18 protein-coding genes are annotated in these 13,034 nt (G+C 53.1%); all 18 read left to right on the top strand.

Features of this window, described 5'->3' with window-relative positions; genetic code table 11:
- Position 1 precedes the first annotated feature (1 nt).
- The 18 genes from ACQY36_RS03475 to ACQY36_RS03560 all read left to right on the top strand — a co-directional run bounded on the left by ACQY36_RS03475 (position 2) and on the right by ACQY36_RS03560 (position 13,030).
- Complete coding sequence (locus ACQY36_RS03475) at positions 2-1,117, top strand: hypothetical protein (protein ID WP_428077759.1); 1,116 nt, start codon at positions 2-4, stop codon at positions 1,115-1,117.
- A gap of 44 nt (positions 1,118-1,161) precedes the next feature.
- Positions 1,162-1,551: a hypothetical protein gene (locus tag ACQY36_RS03480; protein WP_428077761.1), complete on the top strand. Its 390-nt coding sequence runs from the start codon at positions 1,162-1,164 to the stop codon at positions 1,549-1,551.
- A 2-nt stretch (positions 1,552-1,553) separates the two neighbouring features.
- Positions 1,554-1,976 (top strand): DUF4054 domain-containing protein, encoded by a 423-nt coding sequence (locus ACQY36_RS03485; protein WP_428077763.1) that lies wholly within the window; start codon positions 1,554-1,556, stop codon positions 1,974-1,976.
- A gap of 6 nt (positions 1,977-1,982) precedes the next feature.
- Positions 1,983-2,594 carry a hypothetical protein gene (locus ACQY36_RS03490; protein ID WP_428077765.1) on the top strand — a complete coding sequence of 204 codons (612 nt, stop codon included), beginning with the start codon at positions 1,983-1,985 and terminating at the stop codon, positions 2,592-2,594.
- Entirely contained in the window at positions 2,591-2,986 is a 396-nt protein-coding gene (locus ACQY36_RS03495) for a phage collar protein (RefSeq protein ID WP_428077767.1), read from the top strand. The genes ACQY36_RS03490 and ACQY36_RS03495 overlap by 4 nt, the downstream gene beginning before the upstream one ends.
- Positions 2,983-3,525, top strand: a complete 543-nt coding sequence (locus tag ACQY36_RS03500) for a phage gateway protein (RefSeq protein ID WP_428077769.1) — start codon at positions 2,983-2,985, stop codon at positions 3,523-3,525. The genes ACQY36_RS03495 and ACQY36_RS03500 overlap by 4 nt, the downstream gene beginning before the upstream one ends.
- 3 nt (positions 3,526-3,528) lie before the next feature.
- On the top strand, positions 3,529-5,049 hold the full coding sequence (locus ACQY36_RS03505; RefSeq protein WP_428077771.1) for a DUF3383 family protein: 1,521 nt from the start codon (positions 3,529-3,531) through the stop codon (positions 5,047-5,049).
- A 12-nt stretch (positions 5,050-5,061) separates the two neighbouring features.
- Positions 5,062-5,499 (top strand): phage tail fiber protein, encoded by a 438-nt coding sequence (locus ACQY36_RS03510; protein ID WP_428077773.1) that lies wholly within the window; start codon positions 5,062-5,064, stop codon positions 5,497-5,499.
- An 11-nt stretch (positions 5,500-5,510) separates the two neighbouring features.
- The gene (locus tag ACQY36_RS03515; protein ID WP_428077775.1) at positions 5,511-5,954 is read left to right on the top strand and encodes a hypothetical protein; all 444 of its coding nucleotides are present in this window, start codon (positions 5,511-5,513) and stop codon (positions 5,952-5,954) included.
- Between the two features lie 115 nt (positions 5,955-6,069).
- Positions 6,070-7,548, top strand: coding sequence for a hypothetical protein (locus ACQY36_RS03520; RefSeq protein WP_428077777.1), 1,479 nt, complete (start codon positions 6,070-6,072; stop codon positions 7,546-7,548).
- Positions 7,549-7,552: 4 nt separating this feature from the next.
- A complete protein-coding gene (locus ACQY36_RS03525) occupies positions 7,553-8,242 on the top strand; it encodes a phage baseplate protein (protein WP_428077779.1) in 690 nt (229 codons plus the stop codon).
- Between the two features lies 1 nt (position 8,243).
- The gene (locus ACQY36_RS03530) at positions 8,244-8,561 is read left to right on the top strand and encodes a phage baseplate plug family protein (RefSeq protein WP_428077781.1); all 318 of its coding nucleotides are present in this window, start codon (positions 8,244-8,246) and stop codon (positions 8,559-8,561) included.
- Complete coding sequence (locus ACQY36_RS03535) at positions 8,545-9,408, top strand: baseplate hub protein (protein ID WP_428077782.1); 864 nt, start codon at positions 8,545-8,547, stop codon at positions 9,406-9,408. Before ACQY36_RS03530 ends, ACQY36_RS03535 begins: the two co-directional genes overlap by 17 nt.
- Positions 9,401-10,102: a Gp138 family membrane-puncturing spike protein gene (locus ACQY36_RS03540; protein ID WP_428077784.1), complete on the top strand. Its 702-nt coding sequence runs from the start codon at positions 9,401-9,403 to the stop codon at positions 10,100-10,102. The genes ACQY36_RS03535 and ACQY36_RS03540 overlap by 8 nt, the downstream gene beginning before the upstream one ends.
- 11 nt (positions 10,103-10,113) lie before the next feature.
- Positions 10,114-10,707 (top strand): hypothetical protein, encoded by a 594-nt coding sequence (locus tag ACQY36_RS03545; protein WP_428077786.1) that lies wholly within the window; start codon positions 10,114-10,116, stop codon positions 10,705-10,707.
- Positions 10,708-10,864: 157 nt separating this feature from the next.
- The gene (locus tag ACQY36_RS03550; protein WP_428077788.1) at positions 10,865-11,212 is read left to right on the top strand and encodes a hypothetical protein; all 348 of its coding nucleotides are present in this window, start codon (positions 10,865-10,867) and stop codon (positions 11,210-11,212) included.
- Positions 11,205-12,437 carry a baseplate J/gp47 family protein gene (locus tag ACQY36_RS03555; RefSeq protein ID WP_428077790.1) on the top strand — a complete coding sequence of 411 codons (1,233 nt, stop codon included), beginning with the start codon at positions 11,205-11,207 and terminating at the stop codon, positions 12,435-12,437. The genes ACQY36_RS03550 and ACQY36_RS03555 overlap by 8 nt, the downstream gene beginning before the upstream one ends.
- Entirely contained in the window at positions 12,434-13,030 is a 597-nt protein-coding gene (locus ACQY36_RS03560; RefSeq protein ID WP_428077791.1) for a DUF2612 domain-containing protein, read from the top strand. Before ACQY36_RS03555 ends, ACQY36_RS03560 begins: the two co-directional genes overlap by 4 nt.
- Positions 13,031-13,034 lie beyond the last annotated feature (4 nt).

A 13,034-nucleotide genomic window follows, 5' to 3' on the forward strand; every position in this document is an offset into this window, starting at 1 on the left:
AATGCAACCTACGAAAATTAACTTTTCTTTGAAACCGGGCGATTTCCGCCCCGGAGTGCGCTTTGCGCAGGATAAAGACGTTACTTTATCCACGCTGGCCGCGATTGGCGTTTCCGCAGAGCCGGACGCTTTGGCGGCGTTGATGGCCGCCAACGGCCAGTCTGCCGCTATGGACGCCGCGCCGGATATGATTACCGCGCCGTCCGCTATGACGCCGGTACAGTTTCTGCAGTACTGGATGCCCAAATCCATCACGCTTGCTACCGTCCGCCGCGACATTGACCTTTTGGTAGGGCGCGAGCAGGCGGGCAGTTTTGCCGACGCGCAAGTGGTGCAACAGGTGGTGGAGCTGACGGGTAAGCCCCGCGGCTACGCCGACAGAGCCCAGGGCGCATTGGCCGACTTCAATACCAATTACGAAGCGCGCGACATCGTGCGTTACGAGCTGGACCTGGAAGTGGGCAAACTGGAAGAAGAACAGGCGGGCCGCGCACGCCTCAATGCCGCGCAGCTTAAACGCGACGCGGTGCAAATCGGGCTGGAAGTGGAGCGCAACCTGGTAGGATTCTACGGCTTTGCCGAAGGGCTCAATAAAACCTACGGTATCACCAACGACCCGAACCTGCCTGCCTATGAAACGGTGGCGAACGTGGGTACGGATGAGGCGCCAATTACCAAGTGGGAAAACAAAACTTTCCTGCAAATCCAGGATGACTGGCTTTTGGCCGCAAAAACCTTGCGCGACCAGTCCGGCTTGAACGTGGACCCGAACAAAGACCGCATGCGGGCCTTTGTGTCTGCCTCCGCCATCCAGTGGCTGGATAAAACCAACGAGTTCGGCACCAAGTCCGTACGCCAGTGGCTTAAAGAAACTTTCCCCGGCCTGGAGATTGTTCCTTCCCAATGGCTGGACGGCGTGAACGGCGACCAGGACGTTTTTTACCTCTGCGCCGAAGAAATCAACGGGTCTCCGGTGGTTATGCAGCTTACGCAGGACGTACTGCGCCTGATGGGCGTATTCCCGATGGGGAAAAAGTACCAGGAACAGTATGCCAACGCCACGGCGGGCGTGTTTGTGGTGCAGCCTATCGGCATTGTCCGCTACAGCGGCATTTAAGTCTAAAGCGGAGCGCATCCCCTCCGCATTTTAAGGAGAAATTTATGATTACGGTAGTAAGCAAACTTTCTAACGACCAGAAATATACGGTTTATAAATCCGTTCCCGGCGGCGGCTACGCCGTAAAAGGCTTCGTGCTGATTAAAGGCGGCGCCAACGTAACGGACCGGCGCACTTTACAATCGGCGGATGGGGGCGTTTTTACGCAAATCACTCCCGCACAGTATGAAGTTTTAAAACAATGCCCGCAGTTTGCGGCGCACGTGAAAGCGGGGTATGTGTATGTTTCTAAATCCGAATCCGACGTGGAAAGCGAAAAAGAAGCCAAAAAAGCGGCGGCTGATTTGAAGGAAAAAGACGGCTCCGCCCAGCTGACCCCGAAAGACTTTAAAAAAGCGGGTAAAAGAGCCCCCAGCACCAAAGCGGGTAAATAAGTATGAGCGAAGTTACGGTAACCCCGGCCATTTTCCGCCAGCGTCTGCCGGCATTTTCCGATGCCACAAAATACCCCGATGACATGTTGCAGGGGATTATTGATACGGCGGAATGCTATGTAAGCGTGCAAAACGGCTGCCTGTTAAAGGATAGCTGCCGCGTGCAGGCCATTTGCTTAATGGCCGCCCATTTGCTTATTTTGCGTGAACGTATGGCGCAGGGAGGAAATACCGGGGCTGTGGGTGCCGTAGCTTCTTCTGCTGTAGGAAATGTCTCCGTCTCTTTGGTGCTTCCTCCCAACCGGGACCAGCGCGAATACTGGCTGAACCTGACAGGATACGGTGCGGAACTGATGCGGCTTTTGGACCTTTTTGGCACCGGCGGCGTGTATGTAGGCGGCAGTTACGAAACGGTGCTCAGGTAAAACACTATGCGCATAAAAAGAACGGTCAATATCCAGGCTATGAAAAACCTGCTCCAAACGCTTAAAAAAACCAGCGTAAAAGTGGGCTGGCAGGGGGATTTGGCCAAAATAGCTTTTATCCAGGAATACGGCGCGCAGCTTAAAGGCGGGCAGCCGTATATGGTGGATAACAAAGGCTATTTGACTTTCTTGCGTAAAGACTCTGCCCTGGGCCAAAAAGCCATGCGGGCGCAATCGTCCGGCGCGGGGCGCGTAAAAGTAGCCCAACGCAACAAGCCCCGCAAAAGCGGCAAAATAGCGGGGCTCGGGGTTACAAAGCCCACCCGCATACCGGCGCGTTTTTTAATGCTTCATACAAAAGAAAACCATTCCGGCGCCTGGAAAGATTTTTCAGCGGAAATGGGGCGCAGAATGGCCGCGGGGCGGACGGACCCGCTTTCCGCCATGCAGGCATTGGGCGCGCGCGTACGGGCGGACATCCAGGAAGAAATTGCCGCGGGGCAGCCGCCGCGCAACACCGCATTGACGGCTATGCGCAAGGGTTTTAACCACCCGCTGGAAAGCCAGAAGAACCAGCTGTTTCGTGAAATCCGGGTGATTACGGAGGGCGGGAAATGACGATACCGTGGAATTTGCTCGGCATGGCGCTGGGGCCGATTGGACGGCAGCGTTTTTGGCTGCTTAAATGGACCGGGCGCACGGCTGACCCGACGGGCCTGGCGGTGGACAGTTACGCCGAACCTATAGAGTGCACCGGCAGTATACAGGACGTGCAACAGGATACGTACGAAAAAATCGGCCTTAACTATGAGCAGAACGTGCGCAACGTATGGACGGAAGAAAAGGTCCGCGCGCTGGACGGGCAAAACGGGCCGGATTTACTTGTTTTTGAGGGTAAGGTATGGACGGTATATAAAACCACGCCCTGGAACGAATATAACGGCTGGAATCAGGTAGTGGCAGTTCAGGCGCCGCAACACCAACAGCATTTTGCACAGGGGCTTGTATGATAAAGCGGACAAACCAAATATGGACCGACTTTAAGGAAATACTGGAAAACGCACTGGCATTTTGCGGCGTAAGCGGCTGGACGGTGCGGCAGAACTTTGCGCCCGTAAAAGGAAACTGGCCGCGCCCGGTGCTGGTTATGCACCGGATTCGCCCGGCCTTATACGGCGCGCAGGGGCAGAAATACATCCCGTCTGATTCCGCGCTTACTTTGCAAACCAAGCAGTATATGGAGCTCACGCTTCAAATAGACGCGCTTTGTTCCCGCGTCCCGGGGCGTCCGGAACAGGTACTGGCGAGCGATGTGATTATTATTCTGGCGGATTATTTTACGGGCCCGTTCGGCTCCCGCGCGCTGAAAGACAAAGGATACGCTTTAGCCGAGAAAATCCGCACCGTAGAGGAGCCGGAATTTACCGATGAAAATGACGTTTTTGAATTTAACCCGTTTTTACAGATGAAAATTTCTTACATCAATACGACGGAAAAAGAAGTACCCGCGCTGGACGCGCTGGAAATTCAAGGAGTAAAAGGAGTATAAACAATGCAAATGCAAGGCAATATCAGCCAAAGCAAATATGTGGAAATTACCTCCGGCGTGGGCGGAGCAAGCGCGGCGACGGAAAAAGAACTTATTTTGCGCTTGGTTACCGCCAATGCCAAGGTGGCGGCGGATACGGTGCTTGAGTTTGAAGGATTGGACGCGGTGGGAGCGTATTTCGGAACCTCCGGGGAAGAATATGCCGCGGCTTCCAAATACTTCGGGTTCGTATCCAAAGCTGTGCGCAGGCCGCAGAAAATCAGTTTTTACCGCAGTACGCTTTCTGCGCTTGCCCCGTTTGTACGCGGTACGGTTAAAGCGGCGGCGCTGGGAGATTTTAAAGACATCAGCGATGGCTCTTTCTCGCTCTCCATGGGCGGGCTTACTTATGAAATTACGGGCTTGGATTTTTCCACCGCGCCCGATTACGCCACGGTGGCTTCCGCCATTGAAACCAAAATCCGCGCCAATGCGGACGGCGGGGAATTGTGGACAGCGGCCACGGTGGCTTATGACCCGTCCGAAAACGTCTTTGTGCTTACCGGCGGCACAGCGGGTGATGCCATTATTGTGGCGCCTTCTGCCGCGGCCTCCGGCACCGATATCACGGGAATGCTGGGATGGAGCGCGGGAAGCCAGCCGATTGTCTCGCAGGGGACGGACGCGCAAAGCGTTTCGGAACTGTTGTCCAAAACGCTGAATCTGTCCAACAATTTCGGTTCTTTAAGTTTTCTGCCCGAACTGACCGCCGAACAGATTACCGAGGCCGCCCAATATACCCACGCCCAGAATATGCAGTATCAGTTTCTGGTGCGCGTAGAGCCGGAAAATTACGCGCAGGTACAGGCGGCCGTTTCCGGTTACAGCGGCGTATGTCTGGTGTACGACGCGTATGCCGACAACTCCTTGCCGCATATTCTTCCGGCGGCCGTTGCCGCCAGTGCGGACTATAACGCCGTAAACGGCGCTCCGGGGTATGACTACCAAAAAGACGACACCGTCGCCCCGTCCGTTACGGACGACGCCACGTATGACAAACTGGTGCCGCTGAAAGTAAACTTTATCGGGCGGACCCAGCAGGCCGGATTGGGGATTTCTTTTTACCAGCCGGGGTTTATGCAGGGGGCCGTGGAAGACCAGGGCGTCTACATGAACGAAGTGTGGCTGAAAGATAAATTCATCACCGCCGTGCTCAATACCCAGCTGGGGCTGAACAAATGGCCTGCCGGAGAGGACGGACTGACTATTTTTGACACTATCAGCCAGCCCGTGCGCGAAGCGGCCAAAAACAACGGAACCGTGTCCGTGGGTAAAACGCTTACCGATACGCAGAAAGTGTATATCACCCAACTGACCGGGGACGCAGACGCGTGGCAGCAGGTGCAGACGCAGGGCGACTATATGGTGCGCAAGATTGTGCAAAAGAGTATTTCGGGCACGATGCAGTATGTTCTGCAGTACACCTACATTTACAGCAAGGGCGACCAAATCCGCAAGGTGGAAGGTTCGCATATTTTAATTTAAGGAGAGTAAACAATGGAAAACGTAAGCGGAACCGGCATTAAAGCGTTTTTGCAGGCAAGCCACACATTCCCTGTCGGGATTTGGCTTTCTATCTTTGCCGACGATAAGGACGCCGTGTCCTCCGACACCGTCAACATCAACGATACCGCCATGGGCGTAAACGGAGATATGGTGTTTTGGGGCACGCCCAATGTGGTGCCGGTAAAATTCGGCGTGGTTGATGGCAGCGAAGACGACAAAAACCTCTCCCTGCTGCTGGAAAACAACCGCGTGGCCAAAAATAAGGCATCCGTCAAAGATATTATCACTTTGACCATTATGTACCCGGACGGCAGAAAGAAACTGTGTGTAAACGGCGTAATTAAAGACGGGGCGGTTCTTTCGTCCGTTACGTCTAACGCCCGCCGGCCGAGTCGGGAATATACGTTCCATTTTGAGAACGTCATTTAAGGAGTGCGCCCATGACTGACACTATGAGCGGGTTTTTGGAACCAAAAGAAATAGAAATAAACGGCGCGCGCTTTATCATCAGCAAGCTGCCCTGCACGGCGGCGCGGGAAGTGGTGTACAAGTACAGTACGTCCAATATCCCCAAGGTGGGCAATTACGCCGCCAGCGAAGAAGTAATGCTAAAACTGGTGTCCTTTGCGGCGCGCATCACGGCGGACGGCGGCGCTATGCGCCTGACCAGCAAGGCGCTAGTGGACAACCACGTGCCGGACTGGGAAACGCTTACAAAGCTGGAATGGGAGATGATGAGGTATAACTGTTCTTTTTTTCAGAATGGCAAGGCCTCGGATTTCTTTCAGAGTTTAGGAGCCCTTGCCAAATCCAAGGTTACCGAAATATTGACGGATTTATTGGCGAAATCATTGCCAGCGGCAAAGCCACGCTCCAAGAATTAAAAACCGTCTACACCCTGCAGGAAGCCATGCAGATATGGGAAACGGTTGCCGTGGGCAAATATAACGAGTGGAAACTGGCCAAATACGCCCGGCAGCAGGCTAAAAGGAAAAACTGATGAGCATTTTAAACCAATTCATGTTTGTTTTTGAAACCGAGGGCGGAGAAACCGTTTTAAAGGATATCCGCCGGATGGACGCCGCGTCCGAGAGGCTGGAAGGCACGGCGGACAAAACGGGCAAAAGCATAGCCAAATCCGGGCGGGAAACGCAGGCGGCGGGGAAACGCGCGCAAACCGCGGCAAACCAGTTTACCCTGCTTAAAAAAGAGGTTGCCGGGGCGGTTGCGCCGCTTTTGGCGTTGGGCGTGGTTTTACATCAGACTTTGAATTTTGCCGCGCAGGGAGAGCAACTGCTTTTTATGGCCAAATCCGCCAATATGGCGGCGGACGCTTTCCAAAAACTCGCCATAGCCAACGAACGTTATGGCGGAAGCCGTGAGGGGGCGGCCGGGATGATGGCCGGACTGGCAAGCCAAGTGCAGGCTTTAAAGTTCGGTCAGTCCGCCCCCTTGCAGGACGCGGCCGTTATGTACGGGCTTAATTTGCAGGGCAGGAACGGCGGCCTGGCGGAAGGCAACGAACTATTGCGCAACGTGGCCGCCACTATGGAAAAGCTGGACGCCGGGGCCCAGCTGGATTTGGGGCGGCGTATCGGCCTGGACGAAGCCACAATCCGCCTGCTTCAGGAGGGTGTGGCCGCGTTTGACGCGGAACTGGCGCGGGCCGCTAATCGGCAGGTGTTCACGCCGGAGGATTTACAGCGCGCGCGGGATATGGAACGCGCCTGGCGGGATTTTAAGCTGTCCGTGCAGAGCGTTTGGGCGGAAATAAGCCGCTGGCTGCTGCCCGCTTTGCAAAACGTAACCGAATCGGCCACCGCCGGGATGGATTATATTTCCGAACACGGCGACGCCATCAAGGCCGGCCTGCTGGTAATTACGGGTATTTTGGCGGGCGCAGCGTTAAATTCCATCGTGGCGCTTACGGCGGCCACCTGGGCGTGGCTCGCCCCCATTTTGGCGGTTATGCTGCCCATACTGGCCATCGGCGCGGCGTTGGTGCTTTTGTATGACGATTTTATGACTTTTGCCGAAGGCGGACAGAGCGCTTTGGAGCCGCTGTGGAATTTACTGGTGGAAATAGGGCGGTACCTGGCGGACGATTTTGTAAACGATTTAAAAAGCGTTTGGGAATGGCTGACGGCGTGGCTGAACCCCATTAAGCTGGCCCGCGCGCTCTTGGGCGGTTTGTGGGACGCCATACCGGAGTGGGTCAAAGTGCTTGTCCGTCCGGATACTGCGGATGACGGCGCGGTATCCCGGGGGGCGGACATTTTAGCCCAGGCGGACCAAAACCCGCTGGCGGCCGTGGCCGCGGGCAGTGTGGGGGATACCATAAATCGGACCAGCAGCCAAAACAACAGCTACCAGCTTACGGTGAACGGCTCGCAAAACCCCGTGCGGGACGGCGCGCAATTGCTGGGTGCGGCGCGTTCAGACGCGTTTGAGAGCATGGTTTCCGGGCAGGAGGCGTAATATTATGGCGATGGATTTATCCAAACTTACAACCGCGGTAAAGGGGTTTTCGCTCGTGAACATTGGGCTGAACGCTTACGGGCTGTGGAAACATAAAAAGAAGGTGTCCGTGTGGACGCAGGACCCTGATAATCCGCAGGAAGTGTTTGTGGGCAATATTTTTAACAATAAACTGTCTTACGGTAAAGAGGCCGGGGAGTATTTGTCCCGCTCCGCTATCATTATAAAAGCGGATTTTTCGGACCCTTCCAAACTCTGCACCCACCCGGTGGAGTCGGGCGTGCTGATTACGGACCACAAAGTAATTCTGCCCAAAAAGTGTACGCTTACGCTGGCTATGCCGGCCTACTACCAGGACATTGTCATTAAAGAAATAGACAAGTATTTCTCGCAAAGCACTTTCTTGTCCGTGCATGATGTAAGCGGCGTTTATAACAATATGGTTATTGTTAACAAGCCGCATCTGACGGACGCAAAAACGGCGGACAGGCTGGTTTTTACGCTGGATTTGGAAGAAGTGCTGGTGGTAGCCCCGCAATACGTAAAACTCACAAAAGACAAAGTAAAAGCGCCAAAAAACGCTTCTACCGTCAATTCCGGCATTAAACAAGCCAAAGAAACGAGCATTTTGGAGGACATCCGAAAATCCGGGGAGAATGTGTTTTATAAGTTTTTTAAGGCAATAGGGGTATGATATGGCCCAGAAAATAGATTTAACCAATGAACCGGCCCAAAAGCTGACCGTTAGTCTGAACGAGCATTCCTTTGAACTGACGGTACGGGACATAGGCGGTATTTGTCTGATGGATATAACAGCAGACGGCGCCGTTTTGGCAAAGGCTCTGCCTTGTTTTGCCAACCAGCCTGTAATCCCCTATGCTTATTTGGCGCGCCTTGGCAACTTTGTTTTTATAGGCGCTTCGGATGATTATCCGACGTATCAAACTTTTGAAAAAGGCTGCGCCTTGTATTACTTGACGCCGCAGGAGGTATCCGATGCCGCAGCTGCCTAAACGCTACTGCCGCGTGGAATTTGAAGCGGTGCGGCCGGACGAGCAAGGGCGTAACGCCAAGAGTTTGCAGGGCGTGAACGTGCGTTTTTCCATCCCCAAATACCGCGGTCAAATACGCGGGCAGGCCAAAATATCGGTTTGCAACCTGGCGGGGGAAGACATCGCTTATTTAACGACGTATATGTCTCCCTGGATTGAAATACAGAAACAAAAGAAAATCCGCCTGTTTGCGGGGTATGAAAATAATAACGCAATGCTTTTTGCCGGGGATATTTTGCGCGCCGTACCTACCCAGCCTCCGGACGTATGGCTGGAGTGTGAGGCCATCGGCGGATATTTTAACAATTTAAAAACGGAGTCTTTTACCGTACACGGGCCGGTTTCCGTACGCCAGTTGGGGGCTCATTTGGCCCAAATGCAGGGCCTGTCTTTCAGATGCCTGTGCAAAGAAGAGACGGCACAAAAGCGGCTGGATAATTTCTGCTATACCGGCGGATTGTCGGGCAGCATAAAAAAACTGAATGATTTGGGCTGTGGGGTTTTTTACGTAGAAGATGATGTTTTGTTTTTGGACGACGCGGAGCCCGAACTAAAAGCCGGAAAAACGGTCCGTCTGCTGACCGAGGCAAGCGGGCTTGTGGGCATACCGTGCCCCGGGCCGATTGGCCTGGAATGCACGACCCTGCTGGACCCTTCTATAAAATTAGGGGAAGCCCTGGAAGTAAGAAGCAGCCGCATCCCTAGCATAAACGGGTTGTATTATCCTTATGCGTTGACCCATGAAGGGGAGTTCCGGGGAAATGAGTGGTACACCAAACTCAAATGCGCGAGGTTTAAATATGGCTAACACGGCTACCAAACCCGCTTACAATCCGGCGGATAAAGAAAGCGAAGCGGGAAGAACGGATTTTTTATTTAAAAAGCTGAAAACGGGCCTTTATGTGGCCGCGCCGGCCTTGGTGGAGAGTTACGACCGTACGCTTTGCCGCGCCGTTGTGCGCCCGGCTTTTATGAGCCAAAAATCGGATGGTTCCGCACAGGAACAGTCCTTAATTTATGACGTTCCGGTACGTTTTTGCGGCGGCGGCGGATATGCGGTAAATTTGCCTTTAACAAAAGGGGACAGCGGCTGGCTGATATTCTGCGACAGGGACATCTCCAACTTTAAAAGCGCGCGGAGTGTAATGCCGCTTAATACGCTGCGCATGCACGCCCAGGAAGACGCTTTTTTCCTGCCGGACGCCATGCAGACTGTTTCCGTCTCCGCTGAGGATGCCGGGCGTGCGGTTTTCCAAACATTAGCAGGGAATAACAAAATCAGTATGGGGCAGGAAGATATCACAATAACGACAGGCAAATTAACGGTAAACGCTTCCCAGGAAGTACAATTTAACACTCCGGCGGTAACGATGAGCGGAACGCTTACCGTTACGGGGATTATCCGCAGTATAGCGGATGTATTGGCGGGCGCGATATCGCTTTTAAGCCATACGCACAGCGGGGTAACGCCTGGCGGCGGAAGCACGGGGGGACCGCAATGATGGCGGCGGCTATGACTAAATTGGCATATTGCGAAATACTGGTGCGCGGGATAAAGGATAAATACGGGTGGGCGAAACTGCCTGAAGAATTATTGCGCGTACTGCCGCGGGCCGCTGCGGCCATGGACGGCGGGGACGGGAGCGGGAACTTTAACCATGCGGGCCGCCCCGGTAAAGTGGGAGGAAGCGCGGAGGGGGGAAGTTCTAATACTTCCGAAGACGTGTTTTTTGGTCCTGCGTTTAAAGAATACAGCGGCAAGCCGGAACAGGCCTTAGAACACCTGTTGAAAGTGAAGAAAGGTCATGTGCCTGCGGCTATCTATAAAGAGGGCATAGGACACATAGATTTTGTTTACGGAGAAGGCGGCGCTTACGGTTATGGTCTGGCTCACATTATTGAACAACGGGACAAAGAGGGGACAGATGGAATAGCTTTTGTCAGAAGTATTCCCGCACTCGTTCAAAAAGGTGAACTAAATAGAAAAAACGAGAGATTTGGACGTATTTATGTGGAAACACAAAAAGCTCAAGTTGTTATTCGGCTGGATTATGATAAAGAAGACAGAAAATGGCTTTTGACTTCTTTTATAAAAAAGGACTCTTAATAGCGATTGCCGGACGACGGACTTGGCAATTCTTTCAGGCTGGAAGACTCCCCAGCCACTATTAAGAGTTATTAAAACTGGATAGCGAGGCTATCCACGCCAGCTATCCATAGTATAGCGAAAAAGGGGCCGGATTTCAAGGGTTTAAAGAGGATTTATGATAACCATAGCTACCACGCAGGATAATGATTTATTTTTGGACGCGGCCGGCAATTTGGCCCTGGCGCGGGGGGACGCGGCTGCCATGCAAACCGTACGCCACGCGGTGCTGACCAATTACGGGGAGCTGCCGCTTAACCAGACGGCGGGGGTTCCGTATTTTGCCACGGTGCTGACGGGCCGCCCGGATTTGGAAGCTTTTGAACAATGGGTGCGTTTAACGGCGCAGTCCGTGGATGAAGTGCAGAGCGTAAATGATTTTACGTTACAGCAACAGGGGAAAACCCTTAAATACAGCTTGCAAATAACTCTAACCAACGGAAGCGAGGTAACGGTAAATGGCTGAGGATTTACAAAAAAGAAGTTTAGAAAACGCCTATCAGTTTATAACGGACCAGGGTGTAATAGTGCCGGATACGGCCGCACTGCGGGAAGCGGTGCAGGCGGAATGGAAAGCGGCGCTTGGGGACAATTTGTCCCTGGAAGAAAGCACCCCGCAGGGGCGGCTTATTGAAATACAATCCCTGGCGCGTGCCACCACTTTACAGTTATGCGCGCTGACCGTTAATATGATGAACCCGAACGAAGCGTTTGGTTTGCCGCTGGATGCGCTATGCGCCTTTAGCAATACTTACCGAACGGCCGCCACCCGCACCCGCGTATTGGTACAGCTTAGCGGGGTGCCCGGCACCAATATCCCAGCCAAAACGACACAGGCCAAAACACCCGCCGGGGATATTTTTTATTTAGAAAACAACATTCAGCTTAGCAGCAGCGGCGGCGCGCAAGCTTACTTTTTGGCCCAGGAAACGGGACCCGTTGCGTGCCAGGCGGGAGAACTGACCCAAATCGTCAGCGGTCCGCTGGGGTTGGAGCGTTTAAACAACGGTACTCCGGGCGAAGTCGGCGCGGAACAGGAAAGCGACGCCTCACTCAAGGTTAAACGCTTAGACCAGCTTCCCCAGGGGGCGGCGCTGCTGGAAGATTATGTATCGGCCTTATCCAAAGTGCCCAATATACGCGGCTACCTGGCGCTGGAAAACTATAACGCAGACGCTATGGAAATAGCAGGCGTTATGGTAAACGGGCACAGCGTGTGTATTATAGCCGACGGCGGCGAAGATGAGGCCGTAGCAGAAGCTATTTTTAAAATAAAATCCGGCGGATGCGGTTATACGGGGGACACCAGCGTCAGTATAACGGACCCGGTCAGCGGGGTTGACTATGAGGTTAAATTCAACCGGCCGGAACTGGTGAATTGCAAGGCTTCCGTCAGCGTTAAAATTACGGATGCCAGCGGCACCACTTCGGATTTGCAAAGCGCCGTTAAAAACGCCGTTTTAAACTGGCAGAACGGGCAGGTGAGCGGCGTGGAAGGGCTTAATATCGGAACGTCGGTCAGTCCGTTTGAACTTTCCGCCGCGGTGTCGGACCAGCTGCCGGGACTGTTTGTAACGGATAGCCAGGTGGGTTTAAAAACGGGCGATTTGGGGTATGCCAATTTGCCTATGAAGATAAACCAGCGGGCCGTTATTTTAGAGGAAGATATCACAGTTGAGGTATTGCAATGAGCACCGTATATCAGGCGGATACTTCCGTAGATTTGGAGCAAAGCGTTATTTGGCAGTATGCCAACGCCAAAGCATTTACGGCGCTGGTTAACGCCGAGCAGGACTGGTATTCCCAAAACGTAACGGAATTTTTTAATTTCTGGCGGGACAAGATGCTGAATTTGGACCGGGCGGATGACTTCGGCCTGTCTGTTTGGGGTAAGATTTTAAACTTCAAACGCCAAATTCTGTTAAAAGACGGGAGCGTTTACATTCTGTCTACCGAGGCATATCGTTTGCTTTTGAAAGGCCAGTTTTTAAAAATGACGACCAACGGTTCCATATCCGATGCCAACCGCTATTTACAGCTGCTTTTTGGCAGCCAGGGGGCGGTGTATTGCCTGGATAATTACGATATGACGATATCGTATATTTTTGAGTTTAAACCCACGCAAGAACAGCTGTTTCTGCTGGAAAATGTGGACTTTTTACCCCGGCCGGCCGGCGTCAAATATGAAATTTTGGTATTGGACGACCAGTTCCTCGGCTTTGACGGAAGCAATATGCAAACTTTTGACCACGGCATACTGTATAACCGTAAATCTTTAAGATAGGGAG

Origin of the sequence: Candidatus Avelusimicrobium alvi, assembly GCF_958451995.1 — a bacterium.
Lineage (GTDB): Bacteria > Elusimicrobiota > Elusimicrobia > Elusimicrobiales > Elusimicrobiaceae > Avelusimicrobium > Avelusimicrobium alvi.

Bases quoted from the DNA above. Each gene is read 5' to 3' on its own strand.
- ACQY36_RS03475 (WP_428077759.1), top strand. From the start codon at position 2: ATGCAACCTACGAAAATTAACTTTTCTTTGAAACCGGGCGATTTCCGC.
- ACQY36_RS03480 (WP_428077761.1), top strand. From the start codon at position 1,162: ATGATTACGGTAGTAAGCAAACTTTCTAACGACCAGAAATATACGGTT.
- ACQY36_RS03485 (WP_428077763.1), top strand. From the start codon at position 1,554: ATGAGCGAAGTTACGGTAACCCCGGCCATTTTCCGCCAGCGTCTGCCG.
- ACQY36_RS03490 (WP_428077765.1), top strand. From the start codon at position 1,983: ATGCGCATAAAAAGAACGGTCAATATCCAGGCTATGAAAAACCTGCTC.
- ACQY36_RS03495 (WP_428077767.1), top strand. From the start codon at position 2,591: ATGACGATACCGTGGAATTTGCTCGGCATGGCGCTGGGGCCGATTGGA.
- ACQY36_RS03500 (WP_428077769.1), top strand. From the start codon at position 2,983: ATGATAAAGCGGACAAACCAAATATGGACCGACTTTAAGGAAATACTG.
- ACQY36_RS03505 (WP_428077771.1), top strand. From the start codon at position 3,529: ATGCAAATGCAAGGCAATATCAGCCAAAGCAAATATGTGGAAATTACC.
- ACQY36_RS03510 (WP_428077773.1), top strand. From the start codon at position 5,062: ATGGAAAACGTAAGCGGAACCGGCATTAAAGCGTTTTTGCAGGCAAGC.
- ACQY36_RS03515 (WP_428077775.1), top strand. From the start codon at position 5,511: ATGACTGACACTATGAGCGGGTTTTTGGAACCAAAAGAAATAGAAATA.
- ACQY36_RS03520 (WP_428077777.1), top strand. From the start codon at position 6,070: ATGAGCATTTTAAACCAATTCATGTTTGTTTTTGAAACCGAGGGCGGA.
- ACQY36_RS03525 (WP_428077779.1), top strand. From the start codon at position 7,553: ATGGCGATGGATTTATCCAAACTTACAACCGCGGTAAAGGGGTTTTCG.
- ACQY36_RS03530 (WP_428077781.1), top strand. From the start codon at position 8,244: ATGGCCCAGAAAATAGATTTAACCAATGAACCGGCCCAAAAGCTGACC.
- ACQY36_RS03535 (WP_428077782.1), top strand. From the start codon at position 8,545: ATGCCGCAGCTGCCTAAACGCTACTGCCGCGTGGAATTTGAAGCGGTG.
- ACQY36_RS03540 (WP_428077784.1), top strand. From the start codon at position 9,401: ATGGCTAACACGGCTACCAAACCCGCTTACAATCCGGCGGATAAAGAA.
- ACQY36_RS03545 (WP_428077786.1), top strand. From the start codon at position 10,114: ATGACTAAATTGGCATATTGCGAAATACTGGTGCGCGGGATAAAGGAT.
- ACQY36_RS03550 (WP_428077788.1), top strand. From the start codon at position 10,865: ATGATAACCATAGCTACCACGCAGGATAATGATTTATTTTTGGACGCG.
- ACQY36_RS03555 (WP_428077790.1), top strand. From the start codon at position 11,205: ATGGCTGAGGATTTACAAAAAAGAAGTTTAGAAAACGCCTATCAGTTT.
- ACQY36_RS03560 (WP_428077791.1), top strand. From the start codon at position 12,434: ATGAGCACCGTATATCAGGCGGATACTTCCGTAGATTTGGAGCAAAGC.